At 73.1% G+C, this 21626-nt stretch carries 20 protein-coding genes, 9 tRNA genes and 1 pseudogene; 16 read left to right on the top strand and 14 right to left on the bottom strand.

The features are described 5' to 3' along the window. Positions 1–13: 13 nt before the first annotated feature. The 3 genes and pseudogenes from HNR61_RS49515 to HNR61_RS33140 form a co-directional block, all read right to left on the bottom strand. On the bottom strand, positions 14–832 hold the full coding sequence (locus HNR61_RS49515; RefSeq protein WP_312898217.1) for an FAD-dependent monooxygenase: 819 nt from the start codon (positions 830–832) through the stop codon (positions 14–16). After that, positions 796–1218, bottom strand: a pseudogene (locus HNR61_RS48510) (ATP-binding protein); the annotation flags it as partial. The gene HNR61_RS49515 and the pseudogene HNR61_RS48510, both read right to left, overlap by 37 nt. A 98-nt stretch (positions 1219–1316) precedes the next feature. Beyond that, the gene (locus tag HNR61_RS33140) at positions 1317–2315 is read right to left on the bottom strand and encodes an alpha/beta fold hydrolase (protein ID WP_182847076.1); all 999 of its coding nucleotides are present in this window, start codon (positions 2313–2315) and stop codon (positions 1317–1319) included. Between the two features lie 90 nt (positions 2316–2405). Here HNR61_RS33140 and HNR61_RS33145 point away from each other — a divergent pair, with 90 nt between their 5' ends. Together HNR61_RS33145 and HNR61_RS33150 are read left to right on the top strand one after the other, a co-directional pair. Further along, positions 2406–3032 (top strand): TetR/AcrR family transcriptional regulator, encoded by a 627-nt coding sequence (locus HNR61_RS33145; RefSeq protein ID WP_182847077.1) that lies wholly within the window; start codon positions 2406–2408, stop codon positions 3030–3032. Positions 3033–3154: 122 nt separating this feature from the next. Then, positions 3155–3364, top strand: coding sequence for a DUF3072 domain-containing protein (locus HNR61_RS33150; protein WP_067811986.1), 210 nt, complete (start codon positions 3155–3157; stop codon positions 3362–3364). 15 nt (positions 3365–3379) lie between these two features. Here HNR61_RS33150 and HNR61_RS33155 read toward each other — a convergent pair. The 7 genes from HNR61_RS33155 to HNR61_RS33185 form a co-directional block, all read right to left on the bottom strand. Next, a tRNA-Val gene (locus HNR61_RS33155) sits at positions 3380–3454 on the bottom strand. A gap of 28 nt (positions 3455–3482) precedes the next feature. After that, positions 3483–3554, bottom strand: a tRNA-Gly gene (locus HNR61_RS33160). A 31-nt stretch (positions 3555–3585) separates the two neighbouring features. Beyond that, positions 3586–3657: transfer RNA gene (locus HNR61_RS33165), tRNA-Val, on the bottom strand. Positions 3658–3685: 28 nt separating this feature from the next. Next, positions 3686–3757, bottom strand: a tRNA-Gly gene (locus HNR61_RS33170). A gap of 179 nt (positions 3758–3936) precedes the next feature. Further along, positions 3937–4008: transfer RNA gene (locus HNR61_RS33175), tRNA-Val, on the bottom strand. A 28-nt stretch (positions 4009–4036) separates the two neighbouring features. After that, positions 4037–4110 (bottom strand) — tRNA-Cys (locus tag HNR61_RS33180). A 27-nt stretch (positions 4111–4137) separates the two neighbouring features. Further along, a tRNA-Gly gene (locus HNR61_RS33185) sits at positions 4138–4210 on the bottom strand. Positions 4211–4322: 112 nt separating this feature from the next. Here HNR61_RS33185 and HNR61_RS33190 point away from each other — a divergent pair. The 8 genes from HNR61_RS33190 to HNR61_RS33225 all read left to right on the top strand — a co-directional run bounded on the left by HNR61_RS33190 (position 4323) and on the right by HNR61_RS33225 (position 14391). Continuing rightward, a complete protein-coding gene (locus tag HNR61_RS33190) occupies positions 4323–5342 on the top strand; it encodes a chorismate-binding protein (protein WP_182847078.1) in 1020 nt (339 codons plus the stop codon). Beyond that, positions 5299–6129, top strand: coding sequence for an aminotransferase class IV (locus HNR61_RS33195; protein ID WP_312898218.1), 831 nt, complete (start codon positions 5299–5301; stop codon positions 6127–6129). The genes HNR61_RS33190 and HNR61_RS33195 overlap by 44 nt, the downstream gene beginning before the upstream one ends. An 84-nt stretch (positions 6130–6213) precedes the next feature. After that, positions 6214–7611, top strand: coding sequence for an extracellular solute-binding protein (locus tag HNR61_RS33200; RefSeq protein ID WP_312898219.1), 1398 nt, complete (start codon positions 6214–6216; stop codon positions 7609–7611). Continuing rightward, positions 7583–8518, top strand: coding sequence for a carbohydrate ABC transporter permease (locus HNR61_RS33205; protein ID WP_182847079.1), 936 nt, complete (start codon positions 7583–7585; stop codon positions 8516–8518). The genes HNR61_RS33200 and HNR61_RS33205 overlap by 29 nt, the downstream gene beginning before the upstream one ends. Then, complete coding sequence (locus tag HNR61_RS33210; protein ID WP_182847080.1) at positions 8518–9351, top strand: carbohydrate ABC transporter permease; 834 nt, start codon at positions 8518–8520, stop codon at positions 9349–9351. The genes HNR61_RS33205 and HNR61_RS33210 overlap by 1 nt, the downstream gene beginning before the upstream one ends. Further along, entirely contained in the window at positions 9351–10403 is a 1053-nt protein-coding gene (locus HNR61_RS33215) for an ABC transporter ATP-binding protein (RefSeq protein ID WP_182847081.1), read from the top strand. Before HNR61_RS33210 ends, HNR61_RS33215 begins: the two co-directional genes overlap by 1 nt. Then, positions 10400–11608 carry a CehA/McbA family metallohydrolase gene (locus tag HNR61_RS33220; RefSeq protein ID WP_182847082.1) on the top strand — a complete coding sequence of 403 codons (1209 nt, stop codon included), beginning with the start codon at positions 10400–10402 and terminating at the stop codon, positions 11606–11608. Before HNR61_RS33215 ends, HNR61_RS33220 begins: the two co-directional genes overlap by 4 nt. Beyond that, positions 11599–14391, top strand: a complete 2793-nt coding sequence (locus HNR61_RS33225; RefSeq protein WP_182847083.1) for a glycoside hydrolase family 38 N-terminal domain-containing protein — start codon at positions 11599–11601, stop codon at positions 14389–14391. Before HNR61_RS33220 ends, HNR61_RS33225 begins: the two co-directional genes overlap by 10 nt. On the opposite strand, the gene ppgK is transcribed toward HNR61_RS33225, so the two are convergent. Genes ppgK through HNR61_RS33240 form a run of 3 tightly spaced genes read right to left on the bottom strand, consistent with a single transcriptional unit; the run spans position 14369 to position 16246 of the window. After that, positions 14369–15145, bottom strand: coding sequence for a polyphosphate--glucose phosphotransferase (ppgK, locus tag HNR61_RS33230; RefSeq protein WP_182847084.1), 777 nt, complete (start codon positions 15143–15145; stop codon positions 14369–14371). The two genes, HNR61_RS33225 and ppgK, sit on opposite strands and share 23 nt — an antisense overlap. 40 nt (positions 15146–15185) lie before the next feature. Next, positions 15186–15509: a DMT family transporter gene (locus HNR61_RS33235; RefSeq protein ID WP_182847085.1), complete on the bottom strand. Its 324-nt coding sequence runs from the start codon at positions 15507–15509 to the stop codon at positions 15186–15188. Continuing rightward, positions 15506–16246: an SDR family NAD(P)-dependent oxidoreductase gene (locus HNR61_RS33240; protein ID WP_182847086.1), complete on the bottom strand. Its 741-nt coding sequence runs from the start codon at positions 16244–16246 to the stop codon at positions 15506–15508. The genes HNR61_RS33235 and HNR61_RS33240 overlap by 4 nt, the downstream gene beginning before the upstream one ends. A gap of 118 nt (positions 16247–16364) precedes the next feature. Here HNR61_RS33240 and HNR61_RS33245 point away from each other — a divergent pair, with 118 nt between their 5' ends. Beyond that, positions 16365–16994, top strand: a complete 630-nt coding sequence (locus tag HNR61_RS33245; protein ID WP_312898220.1) for a TetR/AcrR family transcriptional regulator — start codon at positions 16365–16367, stop codon at positions 16992–16994. 66 nt (positions 16995–17060) lie between these two features. Continuing rightward, positions 17061–18464 carry a Si-specific NAD(P)(+) transhydrogenase gene (gene sthA / locus HNR61_RS33250; RefSeq protein WP_182847087.1) on the top strand — a complete coding sequence of 468 codons (1404 nt, stop codon included), beginning with the start codon at positions 17061–17063 and terminating at the stop codon, positions 18462–18464. A gap of 37 nt (positions 18465–18501) precedes the next feature. Here the strand turns inward: sthA and HNR61_RS33255 are convergent, their stop codons facing one another. Then, the gene (locus HNR61_RS33255; protein ID WP_182847088.1) at positions 18502–18918 is read right to left on the bottom strand and encodes an SsgA family sporulation/cell division regulator; all 417 of its coding nucleotides are present in this window, start codon (positions 18916–18918) and stop codon (positions 18502–18504) included. Between the two features lie 333 nt (positions 18919–19251). Here HNR61_RS33255 and HNR61_RS33260 point away from each other — a divergent pair, with 333 nt between their 5' ends. The 4 genes from HNR61_RS33260 to HNR61_RS33275 all read left to right on the top strand — a co-directional run bounded on the left by HNR61_RS33260 (position 19252) and on the right by HNR61_RS33275 (position 21213). Next, on the top strand, positions 19252–19695 hold the full coding sequence (locus HNR61_RS33260; RefSeq protein WP_182847089.1) for a TIGR02611 family protein: 444 nt from the start codon (positions 19252–19254) through the stop codon (positions 19693–19695). 29 nt (positions 19696–19724) lie between these two features. Next, the gene (locus HNR61_RS33265) at positions 19725–20750 is read left to right on the top strand and encodes an ABC-2 transporter permease (RefSeq protein WP_182847090.1); all 1026 of its coding nucleotides are present in this window, start codon (positions 19725–19727) and stop codon (positions 20748–20750) included. Between the two features lie 85 nt (positions 20751–20835). Next, positions 20836–20907 (top strand) — tRNA-Val (locus HNR61_RS33270). A gap of 234 nt (positions 20908–21141) precedes the next feature. Continuing rightward, positions 21142–21213 (top strand) — tRNA-Val (locus HNR61_RS33275). Positions 21214–21626 lie beyond the last annotated feature (413 nt).

The raw sequence follows: 21626 nt of genomic DNA on the forward strand, positions 1-21626 counted from the left end.
TTCTTTTCGCCGTCTACCTCGACTCTTCGAGGTCGAGGCGGCCCGCCCAGGTGGTGAGCGCGTCGCGCAGCGCGGCGGTGTCGCCCGGGGCCTTGCCCGCCCAGGCGTAGTAGCCGTCGGGCCGGACGAGGGCGATGGTCTGGTGGTCGTCGGTCCGGTGAGCGAGGACGATGCGGTCTGGCAGATCGGGGACCGCGGTGCCTTCCGGGACGATGAGGACGAACCGGCCGCCGCGCAGCAGTTCGTACTGGCGCCCCTCGGCGAGTTCGGTGTCGGGGGCGCGACGGCCGGTGAGCGGGTGCGCGCCGCGTCCGGCCCGGTACCTGATGCCGATGCCGATGCCGGAGATCATGAGCGCGGCCCGGTCGGCCACCGGACGCAGGTGGCTGACCATCGTGCCCGCCACGGTGCGGAGGAGGCGGAGGGACCGGTGGCGCAGGATCGCGGCGCGGACCATCGTGCCGCTCATGCGCAGCACCAGCCTGCCCACCGCGTGCCGTTCCGTCCGATAGGTGTCCAGCAGCGCGTCATCGGCGCCGTCGCGCAGCACCGCGACCAGCTTCCAGCCGAGGTTGGCGGCGTCCTGCAGTCCGGTGTTCATGCCCATGGCGCCGGCCGGGGAGTGAACGTGCGCCGCGTCGCCCGCGAGGAAGACCCGGCCCACCCGGTAGGAGGGCGCCTGGCGCTCGTCGCTGTGGAAGCGGGACTTCCACCTGACGTCGCGCATGCCGTAGTCGGTGCCGAAGTTGAGCCGCAGCAGTTCCTTGAGCTCGTCCTCGTGCAGCGGCGCGCGGCGAACAGCAGCGCGTCGGCCGACTCGCCGTCCAGCCACTGGGCATCGTCGACCAGGCAGACCACCGGGCCCGCCGCCGACAGCTCCACCAGCAGGCTGAGCGTCGCCAGCCCGACGAAGAACCGGTCGCCCGGGGTGACGCCGCCGAGGCCGAGCGCGCCGCGCAACGCCTCGGCCTGCTGCGGCGGCAACGCCTCGACGTGCCCGAGGACCGGGCGGAGCAGCAGATGCAGGGCCGCGAAAGGCAGGTCGGCCTCGGACTCGACCCCGATCACCCGCAGCACCCGCGCCCGCACGCGCGCCGCGCAGGACTCCAGCAGGACCGACTTGCCGATGCCCGCCTCGCCGCGCACGATGAGAGCGCCGCACCGGCCTTCCAGCAGCTCAGCGATGACGGACTGCTCAGCCTGACGCCCGTACAACATTGCATTCCAGGAAATGGTTCGTCCGCAATGTGACGCATGGGGACTGTATCGCTCGACGGCGGTCCCGCAGGGCGAGGAACGCGCCGGTCGACGCGGGCTCAGGCGCCGTTGAGGAATCCGGCGATGACGGGGTTGGCCTGCGCCGGGCAGTCCTCGTGGACGTTGTGCCCGCAGCCGGGCAGCACCCGGGAGGTGGCCCCGGGGATCCGCCCGGCCATCGCGGCGGCCTGCCACGGCTTGTCGAACCGGTCCTCGCCACCCCACAACACCAGGGTCGGCGCGGCCACCCTGCCCATGAGGCGCTGCGTGACGGAGTAGTCGAGGTTGCGCTGCGAGGCCCACAGGGCCTCGCGGTTGGCCGACCGGCTCATCGGAGCCCAGTCCTCGGCGACGACCTCGTCGGTGACCCGCCCGGGATTCGCGAACGCCTTGCGCAGGGTGCGGGCGGCGTCGCTCCTGCGCATCAGCTTGCCCATCAACTCGCCGGCCACGGGGAACTCCAACGGCCTCCAGTCCCAGCTGGAGGGCACGTCCAGGCCGGTGGAGCCCATCAGCACCAGCCGGTCGACGCGCTCCGGGTGACGCTCGGCGAAGTACAGCGACCAGCTGCCGCCCCAGGAGTGCCCGACCACGGAGGCCCTGCGCAGGCCGACGGCGTCCATGAACGTTCCCAGGGCTCCGGCCATGGCGTCCAGGTCGTAGCGGAAACCGTCCTTCTTGAGGGTGGTGTAGCCCTGGCCGGGCAGGTCGACGGCGTAGACGGTGCGGTCGGCGACCAGCGCGGGGACGGTGTCCCGGTAGGAGTAGAGCCACTGCCCGCCGCCGGCGACCAGCACCACCGGCGCGCCGCGGCCGGTCTTCGTGTAGTGGAAGCGGGCCAGGGGGGTGTCGGCGTAGTGGGAGTCGATCCGCGCCAGGTAGGGCGAGGCGTAGGCGGTCGCCGAGGGCTGCCACGCGTAGGCGGTGAACAGCGCCGCGGCGACCAGCACGGCGAGCAGGCCGCCCAGGGTGGCCAGGGTGCGGCGCAGCCACCGGCGCCTGGGCCCCGGGCCGACGTCGGAAGCGGGCGCGGATGCGGGTGCGGTGTCGACCGTCAAGCCCATCAACTCCTACGTTCGTAGAAAATTCTCCACCAGTAGTAGATGCAGCTTCTACGGATGTCAACTCCCCGGGGCATACTGGTGGGCATGGCCACTGCGAGAACGACGGAGACGGGCGGCCGCGCCGACACCCGGACACTGCTGCTGGACACCGCGATCGCGGTCATCGCCGAGCACGGGCTGCGGGGCCTGACCCACCGTGCGCTCCAGGAGGCCGCCGGCCTCAAGCACGGCTCGGTGACGTACTACTTCAAGACCTGGGACCTGCTGGTCCTGGCGGTGGTCGACCGCATGGTCGAGATCGAGAGGGACCGGTCCGGCCCGGTGATCCACGACCTGGTGCGATCCCTGGCCGTCCGGCCGCAGGGCCGGGAGGCCGAGCCGGACTACGACCGGATCGCCGCGCTGCTGCACCAGTGGTGGACCGCGAGCCGGGACCTGCTGCTGGCCCGCTTCGAACTCGATCTGGCCGGGGCCAGGCAGCCCGCGGTGAGAGAGGCGATGGCGCGATGCGGCGCGGAGTTCCGGCGGGCCGCCGAACTGGTCGCCCTGGCCGCCGGATCACCCGAACCCGACCTCGACGCCCAGGTGCTGGTGAAGCTCATCGACGGCCTGATGCTCGACTTCGTCATCCGCCCTCCGCAGGACCGGCGCCATCTCGCGCTCGGCCTGCGGCACGCGGTGGAGGCCATCCGCCGAAACGGCACCCCCTGATCCCGGCCGCCGACCGGGGCGGGAGGGTTCCCGCTGGCGCGATGCGGCTCCTCTGATCCTCGGGGTGTGTTTGGGCTTCCGGTGCTGGGTATGGCGAACACACGTTCGAGGAAAGGGGAGTCATGACACAGGGACCGGTGGAGAAGGATCCCCAGGACTGGGCGACCGGTGACGAGCCGATGACGGCGCCGCAGGCGTCCTACCTGCAGACCCTCGCGCGCGAGGCGGGGGAGGAGGTTCCCGAGGGACTGTCCAAGGCCGAGGCGTCCCGCCTGATCGACGAGCTGCGACAGCGCAGCGACCGCGTACGTGACGGTCAGAACGGGAGGTGACCCGAGAGAGAGGGGTGGTGGGCGATACTGGGATTGAACCAGTGACCTCTACCGTGTCAAGGTAGCGCTCTCCCACTGAGCTAATCGCCCGGATGTCCGCCGTGGTGGCGGCGCCGCGAGCGGAAGACGGGATTCGAACCCGCGACCCTCACCTTGGCAAGGTGATGCTCTACCACTGAGCCACTTCCGCGTGATCTCCGCTGGGGTCCAGCGGTGACACGTGGGCGATACTGGGATTGAACCAGTGACCTCTACCGTGTCAAGGTAGCGCTCTCCCACTGAGCTAATCGCCCGGGCGTCCGCCGTGGTGGCGGCGCTGCGAGCGGAAGACGGGATTCGAACCCGCGACCCTCACCTTGGCAAGGTGATGCTCTACCACTGAGCCACTTCCGCGTGTCCTGCTCGGGCCTCCCTGCCGGGCGGTCCCTCGCGGCGACACAGAGAACACTAGCGGTAAACCGGCCCGGATGCGTAATCGAATAGACGGTGACGTTCTGCACCCGCGCGCGCGTGTCAAGGGGGTCGGGAACGCAAAAAACCCCGGGTCCGAAGACCCGGGGTCCGCTGTCCGGTGGGCGATACTGGGATTGAACCAGTGACCTCTACCGTGTCAAGGTAGCGCTCTCCCACTGAGCTAATCGCCCGCGACACCCCTCGTCGAAAGGGTGCGCGTGGAGGTGGAGACGGGATTTGAACCCGTGTACACGGCTTTGCAGGCCGTTGCCTCGCCTCTCGGCCACTCCACCAGAGCGAGGCCGGTGAAGACCTCTCAGAGCGGAAGACGGGATTCGAACCCGCGACCCTCACCTTGGCAAGGTGATGCTCTACCAACTGAGCCACTTCCGCGCGATCTCCGCTCGGGGCTCCCCGGGCGGCGACAAGGAAGAGATTAGCGCGTCCGTGGCCCAAGCCCAAACCGGTTTCCCGGCGTGCCCGCGCGGGCGGCACACTGGTCTGCATGAACGATGCGTTCGCGCACGTCGGGGGGCTGCTGGCCACCGGGCTGGCCGAGGTGACCGGCGATCCGGCCGCGCTGGACACGCGCGGCTGGTGGGCCGTCGTCGCCACCTACGAGGGCAAGGTCACCTGTGCGCGGTTCGAGAACGTCCGCCCCGCCCCGCATCCGGACGGGCCGTGGAGCCCGCCGGGGGAGTGGGACACCTCCCTGGACGAGGCCGCCTACGTGGCCGGGGTCCGGCGGATCCGCGCCGCCATCGCCGACGGCGTCGTGTACCAGGCCAACCTGTGCCGGGTCCTGTCCGCGCCGCTCGGGCGGCACGCCGACATCGCGGGCCTGGGGGCCCGGCTGGCGCGCGGCAACCCCGCGCCCCACGCCATGACGCTGCGGATCCCCGGCCTGGAGGTCGCCAGCGCCTCGCCCGAGCTGTACCTGGCGCGCGACGGCGACCTGGTGGAGTCCAGGCCGATCAAGGGCACCGGACGCACCGAGGCGGACCTGCTGCCCAAGGACTACGCCGAGAACGTCATGATCGTCGATCTGGTCCGCAACGACCTGGGCCGCGTCGCCGCCACCGGCTCGGTGGTCGTGCCGGACCTGTGCGCCGTCGAACCGCACCCGGGCCTGGTGCACCTGGTGTCCACGGTGCGGGCCCGGCTCGCCGGCGGAATGGGGTGGCCGGAGCTGCTGGCGGCGACGTTTCCTCCCGGTTCGGTGACCGGTGCGCCGAAGTCCAGCGCCCTGACCTTGCTGGATGAACTCGAACCCGTCCCGCGCGGGCCGTACTGTGGGGCCATCGGCTGGGTGGACGCCGACTCCCGGCGCGCGGCGCTGGCGGTCGGCATCCGGACCTTCTGGGCCGAGGACGGCCGGTTGCGGTTCGGTACCGGCGCCGGAATCACCTGGGGGTCCGATCCGCACGGCGAATGGCGCGAGACCGAGCTGAAGGCGGCTCGGCTTTTGGAGGTGGCTTCCGGTGACGGGCAAGGTGTGGGTGAACGGGCGGCTGCTCGACCCTGAGCAGGCGACGGTCTCGGTCTTCGACCACGGGATGCTGGTCGGGGACGGGGTGTTCGAGACCGTCAAGGCCACCGGCGGGGAGCCGTTCGCCCTCACCCGGCACCTGCGGCGCCTCACCCGCTCGGCGACCGGCCTCGGCCTGCCCGCCCCCGACGAGGACGCCCTCGCCCAGGGCGTGCTGGAGGTGCTGGCCGCCTCGCCGAGGTGGCCGCTGGCGCGCGTCCGCATCACCTACACCAGCGGCGTCGGCCCGCTGGGCTCGGACCGGGGGGACCAGGGCCCCACGGCGGTCGTCGCGGTCGGCGAGCAGCGGCCGTTCCCGCCGACCGGCAAGGTCGTGGTGGTGCCGTGGGCCCGCAACGAGCACGGCGCGCTGGCGGGCCTGAAGACCACCTCCTACGCCGAGAACGCCCTCGCCCTCGCCCACGCCAAGCAGCGCGGCGGCGGCGAGGCGATCTTCGGCAACCTCGCCGGGAACCTGTGCGAGGGCACCGGCACCAACGTCTTCCTGGTCCTGGACGGCCGCCTGGTCACCCCGACGCTGGAGTCGGGCTGCCTGGCCGGCGTCACGCGCGCGCTGACGCTGGAGTGGTGCGGTGGCGAGGAGCGCGACGTGCCGCTGTCGGACCTGTACCGGGCCGAGGAGGCGTTCCTGACCTCCACCACCCGCGACATCCAGCCGATCGCGTTCGTCGACGACACCGCGCTGCCGGCCGCGCCCGGCCCGATCACCGCGAAGGCGATGGAGCAGTTCGCGGCCCGTTCCGCCGAGCTGATGGACCCCTGATAACGATCCCGACTCTGGCCCGGCGGGGGGTTTACAAGATCGGGATCCGGAGTCACGGTGACGGTGAGCTCAAGGGAGGTCACCGTGGACCACTCCAGACGGCGGGGAACCACCGGGCTGCGGGGGATCGTCGGGGCGCTGGCCGCGTTCGCGCTGACGGGCGCGGCCCTGTCCGGCTGCGGCGGACCGGACGGCCCCACCCTCACCATCGGCCGCAACGCCATCGAGGGCGGCAAGAACTCCGGCGAGGCCGAGTGGATCACCAGGACGGTGATCCCGCGGTTCGTCGCCGCGCAGAAGGCCAAGGGCGTCGACGTCAGGGTGCGCTACCGGGGCTCGGGCGTGGCCGACGAGGCGTACAAGACCCGCGTCTCCCTGGACCTGAAGTCCCGGTCGGGCGCCGACATCCTCGACGTCGACGGCATCTGGGTCGGTGAACTCGCCCAGGCCGGATACCTCAGGCCCCTCACCGAGCTGGCCGGCGCGCAGGCCGACGCCTGGGACGGCTGGGCCCAGATCCCCAGGGCGGTGCAGAGCCTCGGGTCGTTCGGCGGCAAGCGGTACGGCATCCCGCCCGGCACCGACGGCCGCCTGCTGTTCTACAACAAGCAGCTCTTCCAGCGCGCCGGGCTGCCCACCACCTGGCAGCCCAGGAGCTGGGACGACATCCTCACCGCGGCCCGCGCCCTGCGGAAGGTGCCCGGCGTGACGCCCCTCCAGCTCAACGCCGGGACGCCCATGGGCGAGGCCACCACCACCCAGGGCGTGCTGCCGCTGCTGGCCGGGGCCGGAGCCGAGATCCACGCCGACGGGAGGTGGACCGGCGGTGGCCCGGCCCTCAAGCAGGTCCTGTCGTTCTACTCGGCCGTCTACCGGCAGGGGCTCGGCGACCCGCTGCTCCAGCAGGAGGCGCAGGGTCGCGACAAGTCGTTCGCGCAGTTCGCACAGGGCCGCATCGCGATCCTGGCCGAGAGCGACTACTTCTGGCGCGACGTGATCAACCCCCGCAACGGCATCGCGAAGATGCCCGACCGCGACCAGGCGGTCGGCTACGCGATGTTCCCGGCGATCTCCCCGGGCAAGGGCGTGCGGGGCCAGTCGTTCGTCAGCCTGTCCGGCGGCCCGGTCTCGGTGATCAACCCCAACACCGAGCACCCGAAGCTGGCGTTCGAGCTGCTGGCGTTCATGAACTCGCCGGAGATGCACAAGGCCCGCACCGCCGGAACGCCCGAGATCACCTCGCGGACCGACGTCAACCGCGAGGTGCTGAGGAGCGACCCGCTGCTGGCCTACATCGCCGAGAAGATCCTGCCGATCACCGTGTACCGGCCGAGCCTGTCGGCGTACCCGCAGGTGTCGATCGCGTTGCAGGAGGCCACCGCGAACATCGTGGCGGGCCGCACCCCCGACGAGGCCGCCGCGGGGTACCACCGGAGGCTGGAGGAGATCGCCGGTGGCCCCGGCAACGTCGCCGCCCGCTGAACCGGCCGCCGGACCGGCCGCCCGGTCGGCCGAGGACGCGGCCGGGCTCGGACGGGCGCGGGCGGCCGCGTTCGTCGCGCCCGCGCTGGTGCTCGTGGCGGTGTTCCTGGTCTTCCCGGCGCTGTGGACGCTGTACCTGGGCACCACCGACTACCGGCTCACCGGGGCGCAGGCCGAGGACCCGGGGTTCGTGGGCCTGGACAACTACCTCGGCGCGCTCGGCGACGGGGGGTTCCACCGGTCGCTGTGGCTGACGCTCCAGTTCGTGCTGGGCTCGGCGGTCCTCGGCCAGACCGTGCTGGGGTTCGCGCTGGCGTGGGTGCTGCGCGACCGCTCCGGCCCGGTGCGGCGGACGGTGGAGGCGCTGGTGCTGCTGGCGTGGATCCTGCCGGGCTCGGTGGTGGCGTTCCTGTGGCTGGCGCTGCTGGACCGCGACGCCGGGACGCTCAACGCCCTGCTCGGCACCCCCGGCACCGCCTGGCTGCTGGACCACCCGATGGCCTGCGTCATCGTGTTCAACGTCTGGCGCGGCACCGCGTTCTCGATGATGCTGTACGGCTCGGCCCTCGGGAACGTCCCGCCCTCCCACCTGGAGACCGCGCGCCTGGCCGGGGCCTCGGCCTGGCAGACGCTGCGCGACGTGGTGTTCCCGCGGATCCGCGGGCACGTGCTGACGAGCCTGCTGCTGGTCAGCCTGTGGACGTTCAACGACTTCACGCCGTTCCTGCTGACCGCCGGGGGCCCCGACCACCGTTCGGAGATCATGTCGGTGTACGTGTACCGGACCGCGCTCGGCGACGGCCGCCTCGGCTTCGGCGCGGCCGTCTCCCTGGTGATGATCCTCATCAACCTGGTCATCGCCCTGCTGTACCTGCGGGCGCTGCGCGAACGCCGGAGGACCCCCTGATGGCCCGCGCCACGCCCGCCCGGGCGGTGCTGCGCCGGATCGGTGCCGCGGTGTTCGTGTCGGCGGTGCTCGGGTTCTTCTCGCTGCCGCTGCTGTGGCTGGCGTCGGCCCCGTTCGACCGCGACCCGCGGATCAGCGTGTCGCTGCCGCGGTTCACCCTGGACAACTTCCGCGCGCTGCTGGACAACCCCTACGCGCTGGCGTCGCTGCGCAACTCGGCGCTGCTGGCGGCCGGGACCGCCGCGCTGGTGGTGACGGCGGCGGCGCTGGCGGCCTACGCGCTCAGCCGCGTCCGCGTGCCCGGCCGCGACGCGCTGCTGTACCTGCTGCTGTTGCTGTCGTCGATCATCACCGGGACGGCCGCGATGGTGCCGGTGTTCCTGCTGGCGTTCCACCTGCACCTCATCGACACGCGGCTCGGCGTGGTGCTGGTGCTGACCGGCGGCCTGCTGCCCACCGCGATCTTCATCCTGAAGGACTTCACCGACGCCACCCCGCCGTCCTACGAGGAGGCCGCGCGGGTGTTCGGCGCGACCCCGCTCCAGGTGCTGCGGCACGTGGTCGCGCCGGTGATCCGGCCGGGCCTGGCGACGGTCACGGTGTGGACGGTCGCGCAGGTGTGGGGCGACTTCCTCATGCCGTTCCTGCTGCTGCGCGATCCGGACAAGGCCCCGGCGGCGGTGGTGATGTACACGTTCTACACCGAGGGCGGCCAGGCCGACCTGCCGCTGCTGTCGACGTTCTCGCTGCTGTACGCGCTGCCGGTGGTCGCGATGTACCTGTTCGTGAGCCGCCGCTACGGGTTCCGCTTCCACGGAGGGATCAAACACTGATGGCGGGCATCACCCTGCACGCGCTCACCAAGGTCTACCCCGGCGGCGTCCGCGCGCTCGACGCGCTCGACCTGGAGATCCGCGACGGGGAGTTCTTCGCGCTGCTCGGCCCGTCCGGCTGCGGCAAGACCACGCTGCTGCGCGCCGTCGCGGGGCTGGAGACCGCCACCTCCGGCGAGGTCCGCATCGGCGACGCCGACGTCACGCGCCTGCCGCCGGGCCGCCGCGACGTCGGCATGGTGTTCCAGGACTACGCGCTGTTCCCGCACATGGACGTCGCCGACAACATCGCCTACCCGCAGCGCGTCCGGAGGGTCCCGCGCGCCGAACGCCGCACGGCCGCCGCCGGCGTCGCCGCCGAACTCGGCCTCGACGGACTGCTGGGCCGCCGCCCCGGCGAGCTGTCGGGCGGCCAGCAGCAGCGCGTCGCGCTCGCCCGCGCGATGGCGGCCCGTCCCCGGGTGTTCCTGCTGGACGAGCCGCTGTCCAACCTCGACGCCCGGCTGCGCCTGGAGGCCCGCACGTTCCTCAAGCGCCTCCAGAACGAGCTGGGCGTCACCACCGTGTTCGTCACCCACGACCAGGCCGAGGCGCTGGCGATGGCCGACCGCATGGCCGTGATGGAGGGCGGGCGGATCCGGCAGGTCGGCACGCCCGGCGAGGTGTTCCGCCGCCCCGCCAACCTGTTCGTCGCCTCGTTCATCGGCTCCACCCCGATGAACCTGCTGCCCGCCCGCGCCGCGCCCGGCCTGGCGTCGGCCGGGGACGGCCTGGTGTACGGGGTGCGGCCGGAGTACCTGGACTACTCCGACGAACCGCTCGACGGCGCGTTCGCCGGCCGTGTCGCCGTCGTGGAGAACCTGGGTAGTACCTCCCTGGTGACCCTCGAACTCGGCGGGGACGACGGCGCGGGAGAGCTGGTGCACGTGGTGGTCGGCGAGGAGCGCGAACCCCGGCCCGGCGCGCGCGGGTGGGCCCGCCCCCGGCCCGGCCGCGCCCTGCTGTACCGCGACGGGGAACTGGTCGGCGCGGTGGAGGAGGCGGCCGCGTGACGACCACCACCCACCAGGGCCGCTGGACGCTGGAGGACCGGATCGCGGGCACGCCCCGCACCCTGCCGTTCGAGGTCCCGGCCGGCACGGCCGCGCTGACGGTCCGGCTGCGCCACGAGGGCGGCGTCCTCGATCTGGGCTGCGGCGGCCCGGACGGGTTCCGCGGCTGGTCGGGCGGCGCGCGGAGCGAGTACACGATCACCGCGGGCTGGGCGACGCCCGGCTACCTGCCCGGCGAGCTCGAACCGGGGGAGTGGCACGTCTGGCTCGGCCTGCACCGCATCCCGCCCGACGGGGTCCCCTACGCCGTCACCGTCGAGCTGTCCGGCACCGCGCCCGCCCCGCCCGAGGACCCGCCGCTGCCGCCGCCGGAGCGCCCGCCCCGCCGCGACCTGCCCGCCCCGTCCGGGACGCGCTGGCTGGCCGGGGACCTGCACTCCCACACCGTGCACAGCGACGGGAAGATGACCGTCCCCGAGCTGGCCGCCCTCGCGGTCCGGCGCGGCCTGGACTACCTGGCCGTCACCGACCACAACACCGTCAGCCACCACCCCGGGCTGCCCGCCGCCGGCGCCCGCATGGGCGTGGCGCTGGTGCCGGGCCAGGAGGTCACCACCGACCTCGGCCACGCCAACGTGTTCGGCGACGTCGGCTGGATCGACTTCCGCCGCCCCGCCGCCGAGTGGGCCGCGCACGCCGCCGCGCGCGGCGGCGTCATGTCGATCAACCATCCGCTCAGCGGCGACTGCGCCTGGCGGCACCCCCTGCCCGGGGACGGACGCCCCCGGCACGCCGAGATCTGGCACGCCTCCTGGTGGGACCGCACCTGGGGCGCGCCGCTGGCCTGGGCGCAGCTGTGGCGGCCCGGCGTCGTGCCGCTCGGCGGCAGCGACTGGCACGCACCCGACCAGTTCCAGCGGCTCGGCGAGCCCACCACCTGGATGCTGGCCGAACGCTCCGAGGGCGACGCCGACGTGATGGGCGCGCTGCGGGCCGGGCGCACCGCGGTCTCCGCCGGCCGCGACGCGCCGGTGCTGCTGCGGCTCGGCGACGAGCTGCTCGCGCTGGACGCCGACGGGACCGTGCTGATCGGGCCGGACGGGCGGCGGCGCGTCGTGCGCGGCGACCGCGTCCGGTTCCCCGCCGGGCCCGGCATGCACCACCTGGAGACCGACCGGAACGAGGTGATCGCGCTATGCGGCTGACCGACCCCGCGCCGGGGCCGCTGGTCGTCGTCCCGCACACGCACTGGGACCGCGAGTGGTACCTGCCGTTCCAGCGGTTCCGGCTGCGGCTGGTCGCGCTGCTGGACGAGGTCCTGGACCGGATGGAGCGCGACCCGCGCTGGCACTTCACCCTCGACGGCCAGACGGCCGCCGTGGACGACTACCTGGAGATCCGCCCCGAGCGCCGCGACCGCGTCGCCGCCCTGGTGCGGGAGGGCCGCCTGGCGGTCGGGCCGTGGCAGATCCTGCACGACGAGTTCCTGTGCTCGGGCGAGACCATCGTCCGCAACCTCGAACTCGGCGTCGCCCGCGCGAACGCGCTGGGCGCGGCGATGATGGTCGGCTACCTGCCCGACCAGTTCGGGCACTGCGCGCAGATGCCGCAGATCCTGCGGCGCGCCGGGATCGCGCACGCCTGCGTGTGGCGGGGCGTGCCCGCCGCCGTGACGGCCTCGGCGTTCGCGTGGGAGGCCCCGGACGGCAGCGTGGTGCGCGCCCAGTACCTGCCCGAGGGCGGCTACGGCAACGCCGCCTCCCTGCTGGAGGACCCCGCGCTGCTGCCGCGCCGCGCCGCCGACCTGGCCGAGCGCATGCGCGCCTGGCGCCCCGAGGGCGGCCCGCTGCTGGCGATGTACGGGTCCGACCACGCCGCGCCCGTCCCCGACCTGGCCGACCGGCTCGCCGGGGCCGGGCTGCCGGTGCGGCTGGACACCCTCGCCGGGTTCCTCGCCGGCGAGCCCGCCGACGCGACCGGGCTGACCCGCGTGCGCGGCGAGCTGCGCTCCCACGCCCGCGCCAACATCCTGCCGGGGGTGCTGTCGGCGCGCGTCCCGCTCAAGCAGGCCATGGGCCGCGCCGAACGCCTCACCGCCCGCTACGCCGAGCCCCTGGACGCGCTGTGGTGGCCGGAGTCGGCGCGCCGGTTCCTGGACATGGCCTGGCGGCGCATCGTCGAGGTGAGCTGCCACGACTCGGTGACCGGCTGCGGCAGCGACGAGACCGCCGAACAGGTCGCCGCCCGCGCCGCCGAGGCCGAGCAGCTCGGCCGCGCCGTGTGCGACCTGGTCACCTCCGGCCCGGCCGCCGCCGTGCCCGCCGGCGGCCACCTGGTCTTCAACCCGACCCCGCGCCGCCGCACCGCGCTGGTCGTGCTGGACGTCCCCGGCGACGCCCCGGTCACCCTGGAGGACCCGGCGGGACGGCTGCTGGCCACGCAGGTCCTGGAGTCGGCGCCGACCGTGCTGGACGACGCGGTGCACCCGGCCGCCGACCTGCCGCTGGTCCTGGAACGCGTCTACGGGCGGGTGCTGTTCGGGCAGCGGGTGAGGCTGTGGTCGGTGGCGGAGGGGACGCTGACGTTCCAGGTCGCGCGGCACGCGGACACGCCGTTCGACATCGCCGACGTGCGCGCCGCCCTCGGCGACGCGGAGGGGGAGTGGCGGGTCCGGATCATCGCCGAGCCCCGGCACACCGTCGCGGCCCTGGTGGAGATCCCACCCCTGGGCCTCACCGCCGTACGCCCCATCACGAGAAGCACTCCGAGCGGCGCTCCGAGCGGCACCGCAAGCGGCACCGTGGGCAGCGTCGCGGGGAGTGGCGCGGGGAGCGCTGTGGGCGGCGTCGTGGGGGACGTGGCGCCGGTTGACGCGCCCGTCCGCGTCGAGGGGCGCGCGCTGGACAACGGCCTGTTGCGCGTCGAGATCCGCGACGACGGCACCCTCACCCTCCGCACGCCCGACGGGCGAGCGGCCGAGGGGCTGGCGCGGCTGGTGGACGGCGGCGACCTCGGCGACACCTACAACCACGCCCCACCCGCCCGCGACCTGCTGGTCGACGTCCCCGAAACGGTCCGGATGGGGCCGGTGTGGACGGGGCCCCTGGTGGCGGCGTTCGACGTGGTGCGGACCTACCGCTGGCCCGCCGCCGGGGACGCGGCGCGCGGCGCGCGTTCGGAGGCGACCGAGCGGACGGCCGTCGTCACCCGCGTGGAGCTGCGGGCGGGGGAGCCGTTCCTGCGGCTGGGCGTCGCGTTCGACAACCGCTGCGCCGACCACCGGGTGCGGCTGCACCTGCCGCTGCCGCGCCGGGCGGGCTCGTCGTTCGCCGAGGGCCAGTTCGCGGTCGTCGAACGCGGGCTGACCGCCGAGGGCGGGTTCGGGGAACGCCCGGTCCCCACCTTCCCCGCCTCCGGTTTCGTCGCGGCGGGCGGCCTGGCGGCGCTGCTGGAGCACCCGGCCGAGTACGAGATCGTCGACGACGAGCTGGCGGTGACGCTGCTGCGCTCGGTCGGCTACCTGTCGCGCGACCGCAACGCCCACCGCGACCAGCCCGCCGGTCCCCAGCTCCCCACGCCGCGGGCGCAGTGCCGGGGCGAGCACGCCTTCAGCCTGGCGGTCCTGCCCTACGCGGGCGACCGGCCGGGCGAGGAGGTGCTCGCGGCCGCCGAGGAGTACCGGCACGAACCGCTGACCGCCGAGGGGTACGGGCCCGCCGGCGGGGCGCTGCCGCCCGCCCGCGCCGGCCTGGCCGTCTCCGGGGCCGGCGTGGTGCTGTCGGCCCTGCGCGACCGCGACGGCTGGACCGAGGTGCGCCTGGTCGCCGAGACGCCCGAGCCGACCGTGGCGGTGCTGAGCGGCGCGTTCGGCCGGGCCGTGCGCACCGACCTGCTCGGGCGGCCCGGCGAGGACCTGGCGGTGGCCGACGGCGCGGTGCGGCTGCCGATGCTCCCGTGGGAGATCGTCACCATGCGCCTGCGGGCCTGACCTCGGTGACGGCGGTGTGGGCGGCGTCGGCGGCCATCGCCGCGCCCACGATCCCGGCGTGGTTGTGCAGCGCGGCCGGGACGACCTCGGTCCGCAGCCCCTCCAGCAGCGGCACGAACCGGTCGGCCTTGCGGCTCACCCCGCCGCCCAGGATGACCAGCTTGGGGGACAGCAGCATCTCCAGGTGCGCCAGGTACGCGTTGAGCCGGTGCGCCCACTCCTCCCAGGTCAGGTCCTGCTCCTTGCGGACCCGCGCCGCCGCCCGCGCCTCGGCCTCCTCGCCGCGCAGCTCCAGGTGCCCGAACTCGGTGTTGCGCACCAGCACCCCGTCGGTGAACAGGGCGCTGCCGATCCCGGTGCCCAGTGTCAGCACCACGACCGTGCCGGTGCGGCCGCGCCCGGCGCCCAGGCGCATCTCGGCGATCCCGGCGGCGTCGGCGTCGTTCAGCACGGTCACCGGCCGCCCGGTCGCCTCGGCGAACAGCGCCTCGGCGTCGGTGCCGATCCACTCCTTGTCGACGTTGGCGGCCGACAGCGTCACCCCGTCGACGACGACGCCCGGATAGGTCACCCCGATCGGCCCGTCCCCGCCGAAGTGCCCGGCGATCTCCGCCAGCACCGGCGCCACGGCCCGCGGCGACGCGGGCTGCGGGGTGTCGATCCGCAGCCGTTCCGCCATGAACTCCCCGGTCCCCGGATCGACCGGTGCGCCCTTGATCCCCGATCCGCCGAAGTCGATGCCCAGCATGCTCATGCTCAGGGATCTGCCCCGTTCCCCACGATCTAAAGAACGCTCAGCCCTCGACCGCGCGCAGCCCGACGACCCCCGCGAGGATCAGCGCCATGCACGCCAGCCGTCCGGGCGAGGCGCTCTCGCCCAGCGCCAGGATCCCCGCCACCGCCACGCCCACCGAGCCGAGCCCGACCCACACCGCGTAGGCCGTGCCGACCGGCAGCTCCCGCAGCGACACCGACAGCACCACGACGCTGACCAGCGCCACCGCCAGGCCGATCGCCGTCGGCCATGGCCGGGTGAGGCCGTGGGACTGCTTGAGCGCGGTCGCCCAGACCAGCTCCAGCAGGGCCGCCACCACCAGCAGGATCCATGCCGTCCTCACGCCGCGACACCCCCGTCCACCAGGATCGACGCGCCCGTGACGTAGGCGCCGCCGGGACCGGCCAGATGCGCGACCGTGGCGGCGACGTCGCCCGGATCGGCGTAGCGGCCGAGCGCGGTGTGCCGCCGTTCGGCCTCGGCCTCGGGCGCGTCGGCGGGGTTCATGTCGGTGTCGGTGGAGCCGGGGTGGACGAGGACGGCGGTGATGCCGCGCGGGCCGAGGTCGCGGGCCAGCCCCCGGGTGAGCCCGACCAGCGCCGCCTTGCTGGTGGCGTACAGCGTCCAGCCCGGATCGGGGACGCGTTCGACCAGGCTGCTGCCGATGCTGATGATCCGCCCGCCGGGCGGCAGGTGGCGGGCGGCGGCCTGGGCGGCCGCGAACGCCGCCCGCACATGGATCGCCAGCGCCCGGTCCAGGTCCTCCAGCCGGGCGTCCTCCAGCGGGCCGTAGGGGGCGATCCCGGCGTTGTTGACCAGGATGTCGAGCCCGCCGAGCTCGGCCGCCGTCCGCTCGACCGCGGCGGTGACCGCGCCGGGGTCGGCGGAGTCGGCCCGGATCGCCAGGGCCCGGCGGCCCCGGCGTTCGATCTCCGCGACGACGGCGGCGGCCCGGTCGGCGGCCGACACGTAGGTCAGCGCGACGTCCGCGCCGTCGCGCGCCAGGCGCAGCGCGATCGCCGCCCCGATGCCCCTGCTGCCGCCGGTGACCAGGGCGGTCTTGCCCTCCAGCTCTGCCATCCACACTCCCGAGATAAGCGGAGAAGTTTCCGTTTTACTCCTGGGGCGAGGCTAAGCGGAGAACTCTCCGAATGGCAAGGGGGAAAGGGAGAAGGTTCCGTTTCGCTAGGCTGGGCGCGTGAACGCACCGGTGAGCGACCCGCCCGGCGGGCGCCGCGTCCTGCCGATCGCCGGGGGGCCACCGGCCGAACGCGCCGACGCCGTGCGCAACCGCCGCCGCATCCTGGCCGCCGCCGCCGAGATGATCGCCACGCGCGGCGCCGACGCGCTGTCGATGGACGAGGTGGCGCGGGCGGCGGGCGTCGGCGTCGGCACCGTGTACCGGCGCTTCCGGGACCGCGCGAGCCTGGTCTACGCGGTGATCGACGACCGGGAGCGGGAGTTCCAGCGGGACTTCCTCGCCGGGCCGCCGCCGCTGGGCCCCGGCGCCGCCCCGGCCGAGCGGCTGCGGGCGTTCCTGCACGCGCTGGCCGACCGCACCGAGGAGCAGGCCGACCTGCTGCTGGCGGCCGAGACCGACTCGGCCTACGCGCGCTTCAACGACGGCTCCTACGCCCTCTACCGCATGCACCTGGCGATGCTGGTCGCCCGGCACCGCCCCGGCGCCGACGCGGTCTACCTCGCCGACGCCCTGCTGGCGCCGCTGGCCGCCAACCTGTTCCTGTACCAGCGGCGCGTCCTCGGCATGGACCTGGACCGGGTGAAGGCGGGCCTGGACGCGATGCTGCACGGGATCTGTCCGGCATAGGCCCTTTGCTAGGACGTTCCGGACGAGCCCTTATGCGGACGACCCCCACGGGTCACACTGGGGAACGTGAGCGACTTCGACGTGCTCGTCCTGGGCTCGGGCCCCGGCGGGCAGCGCGCGGCCATCGCCGCCGCCAAGCTCGGCCGCCGGGTGGCCATCGTGGACCGCCGCACCATGATCGGCGGCGTGTGCATCAACACCGGCACGATCCCGTCCAAGACGCTGCGCGAGGCGGTGCTGTACCTCACCGGGCTCAACCAGCGCGAGCTGTACGGGCAGAGCTACCGGGTCAAGGAGGAGATCACGGTCGCCGACCTCGGGATGCGCACCCAGCACGTGATCGGCCGCGAGGTCGACGTGATCCGCAGCCAGCTGGCCCGCAACCACGTCACCGTCCTGCCCGGCACCGGCCGCTTCCTGGCCCCCGACCAGATCGGGGTGACCGGCGAGGACGGCCGCGAGCACAAGGTCACCGCCGACCGCGTCGTGATCGCGACCGGGACCCGTCCGGCCCGCCCCGACTCGGTCGCCTTCGACGAGCGCACGGTGATCGACTCCGACGGCATCCTGCACCTGGACCGCGTCCCCGACACGATGGTGGTGGTCGGCGCCGGGGTGATCGGCATCGAGTACGCCTCGATGTTCGCCGCCCTCGGCACCAAGGTCACCGTGGTGGAGCGGCGCGAGCGGATGCTGGAGTTCTGCGACCTGGAGATCGTCGAGGCGCTCAAGTACCACCTGCGCGACCTGGCGGTCACCTTCCGGTTCCGGGAGACCGTCGCCGCCGTGGAACGCACCTCGCGCGGCGCGATCACCGTGCTGGAGAGCGGCAAGCGCATCCCCGCCGACACCGTCATGTACTCGGCCGGACGGCAGGGGATGACCGACGACCTCCACCTGGAGGCCGCCGGGCTCGCCGCCGACCCGCGCGGCCGGATCCAGGTGGACGAGTACTACCGCACCGAGGTCCCGCACATCTACGCCGTCGGCGACGTGATCGGCTTCCCCGCGCTGGCCGCCACCTCCATGGAGCAGGGACGGCTGGCCGCCCACCACGCCTGCGGCGACCCGGTGTGGGGCATGCACGAGCTCCAGCCCATCGGGATCTACACGATCCCCGAGATCAGCTTCGTCGGGCGCACCGAGGACGAGCTGACCGAGGCCAAGGTGCCGTTCGAGGTCGGCGTCTCCCGCTACCGGGAGCTGGCCCGCGGCCAGATCATCGGCGACTCCTACGGGATGCTGAAACTGCTGGTGTCGCCGGAGGACCGGTCCCTGCTCGGCGTGCACGTGTTCGGGACGGGGGCCACCGAACTGGTGCACATCGGGCAGACCGTCATGGGCTGCGGGGGGACCGTGGACTACCTGGTCAACGCCGTGTTCAACTACCCGACGCTGGCCGAGTCCTACAAGGTGGCGGCGCTGGACGCGATGAACAAGATGCGGCACATCGCCCGGTTGTCGGAGTGAGCACCGGTGCGGACGCCAGGGGTCGGGACGCCGGGGGTCAGGAGGACCAGAGCAGGTGCTCCAGCTCGGCGTCGATGTCGATGAACTCGGTCTCCTGGCCGGCCGGCACCGCCTGGTAGGTGCGGTGCAGGAACTCGGCCAGCGGCGACAGGGGCGCCTCGAACAGCGCGTCCCCGAACGGGGAGGACAGCGCGATGTTCAGGGTGTCGTCATCGTCCTCCGCGGGCCAGACCTCCACGTCACCGTCCCCGACCCTGCGCACGATGCCGACCGTGAGAAGTTCGCGAGCGAAGATCCACTCCACCGGCTCGTCGTCACCGACGTAGAAGGCCATGCGGATGGCGTACGGGTCGTCGGCCGCGTACTCCAGGCCTGCGAGCAGGGGGACGGTCGTGCGGTCGGGGACGACGAGGCGGAGGCCAAGCTCGGCTGAGACGGTCGTGCTGCTGTTCATGGCCATTCCTTCTGACGTCGGTCCCGCGAACTCGCGGGCGTTCCGGGCAGGTGCTTCACTCCCTCCCACGGATGTCCCCGCGATCTATGACGCGTAACTGGTGCGAGATGTGGGAACATTCCGCCGCCACCCCCGAGTGTGATCTATCTCACTCGCAAGAAAGCGCCCCCTGACCTGGGCAAACAAGGTCATTTCCCCCAACACGGCGGGGCCGATCAAGAAGTCTCCGGGACACCGCCACCCCTTCTGTGTGAAGATCGGAGTGCTCCTATTGCCCGCAGAAAACGGGCCTCTCGCACGTTCTCCACACCACTCTGGCGTAGGGTGATTTCCGTGGCGACAGAGCATGAAAAGGAAGCACCGCCCCCGCCGGTGGACCAACTGCCCGCGCACGGTCGGCTGGGACGCTTCCGCGAGTACGTGCGGCGCAACCCGCTGCTGAACACCACCTGGCGGATCGGGGTCTTCACCGTCGGCGTGACCGTCCTGATCGGCGGCCTGGTCATGATGGTGGCCCCCGGCCCCGGCATCCTCGGCATCGTCGTCGGCCTGGCGATCCTGGCGACCGAGTTCGCCTGGGCCCAGCGCGCCCTGCACCACGCCAAGAAGGCCGCCGAACGCGCCAAGGAGAAGGCCCTCGACCCCAAGGCCAAGCGCCGCAACGCCATCCTCGGCGTCGTCGTCGGCATCCTGGTCGGCGCGGCGGTCGTGGCCTACCTGATGGTCTACGACTTCAAACTCCCCTGGGACATCCAGGACTGGACCCCCTGGAAGTGAGTGAGCGCACCGTCACCTAACGTGAGGGAATGCGCGATGACCCGCGGAGACATCCCCACGCCCGGCGCCGCACCCCGCGGGAGCACTGGGCGGCGTTCCGCGGGTCGCCGTTCGTCCCGGCGGTGGTGCTGACGCTCATCCTGGCCGCTGCCGCCGGGCTGTTCGCCGGTACCTACACCTACGCCATGGCGAACCCCGGCCCGCACCGCATCCCGGTCGCGGTCACCGGCGACCCGCCGCAGCGCCTGCCGGCGGCCATGCGCCGCGAACTGGGCGCCAGCCTGGTCGTCCACCGCTACCCCGACCGCGCCGCCGCCCTGCGCGGCGTCGAGGAGCAGACCGTCTTCGCGGTCTTCGACGGCTCGGAGGTGGACGTCGCCGGCGCCGCCGGGGCCTCGGTGGCCCGCCTGCTCACCCAGACCGCCCGGCACGCCGACCCCGCCGTCCGGGTCCGCGACGTCCGGCCGCTCCAGCCGACCGACCCGCAGGGCCTGGCGATCTTCTACATCTCGCTGGCCGCCGTGATCATCGGGTTCGTCGGCGCGATCCAGCTCAGCGTGCACGCCAAGGCCCTCAGACCCGCCGAACGCGTCGCGTTCACCGCCGCCTACGCCGCCCTCGGCTCCTGGGCCATCGTCGCCGTCGTGGACGGGCTGCTCGGCGTGCTGAGACTGCCGGTGCCCGAGTCCTGGTCCATCCTGGCGCTCACCATGTTCACCAGCGGCATGGTCTTCACCATGTTCAACACCCTCGTCGGACGCTGGGCGATGCTGCCCACCTGGGGCCTGATGGTCCTGGTCGGCAACCCCTCCTCCGGCGGCGCGGTCTCCTGGCCCCTGCTGCCGTCCCCGCTCGGCGAGATCGGCCGCTGGCTGCCGCCCGGCGCCTCGGTCAGCGCCCAGCACACCGCCCTCTACTTCCAGGGGCACCAGCACGCGACGCCGTTCCTCACCCTGGGGGCGTGGGCGCTGGTCTCCACCGTCGTGTTCGTCATCTGGCGGCACCGCCACCCCGGCGGCCGCACCGCCACCCCCGCGCACGCGGCCCCGCGCTGACCGTTTTTCCCTGCGCGAACCGCTCACGTCATGCGCTAAAGTCTTCCTGTCGGAACGCCCCCGCAGGGGCGGGAGGACGGACCGAGGGCGATTAGCTCAGTGGGAGAGCGCTTCGTTCACACCGAAGAGGTCACTGGTTCGAACCCAGTATCGCCCACGTGGCGGGCCACCGTGGTCGGCGCTTCGCGCCTTCCCGGTGGCCCGCAGTGTTTTTCGGGGGGCGACCCCCGAACCCCGAAGCGGATCACAAGGCCGGTTCCGGAAGACGGGACCGGCCTTCGGCGTTCCCGGGGCCCTGACCAGTGCGCTTGCCGGGCGGCACGAGGACGCCCCGGGATGCGCTAAAGTTTTCCTGTCGGAACGCCCCCGCAGGGGCGGGAAGACGGACCGAGGGCGATTAGCTCAGTGGGAGAGCGCTTCGTTCACACCGAAGAGGTCACTGGTTCGAACCCAGTATCGCCCACGTGGCGGGCCATCATGGTCGGCGCTTCGCGCCTTCCCGGTGGCCCGCAGTGTTTTTCGGGGGGCGACCCCCGAACCCCGAAGCGGATCACAAGGCCGGTTCCGGAAGACGGAGCCGGCCTTCGGCGTTCCCAGGGCCGGGCGGCCGCTCTTCGATGACGTTCGGGAAGCTTCCGAAAAACTGACGACCTTCAAGTTCGGCTCACGCCGCCTTCCGTCCTCGCAGGTGGACCGGGGCGGCGGCCTTCTGTTGGTCCATCAGGATCGGGCCTCGGCACTGCCCAAAGGTGGCCAATTCCGTCCCAACGGTCGATAGTCGGTCCATCGATCCCGGCCGCACCCACCGAGGCGCCGGGACCGACAGACCGACAGGGCCCTGCGGTCAGCACGTTTCACCCCCGCTTCAGTGAAGGG

The organism is Actinomadura kijaniata (assembly GCF_014138665.1).
In the GTDB taxonomy this organism is placed as follows: domain Bacteria; phylum Actinomycetota; class Actinomycetes; order Streptosporangiales; family Streptosporangiaceae; genus Spirillospora; species Spirillospora kijaniata.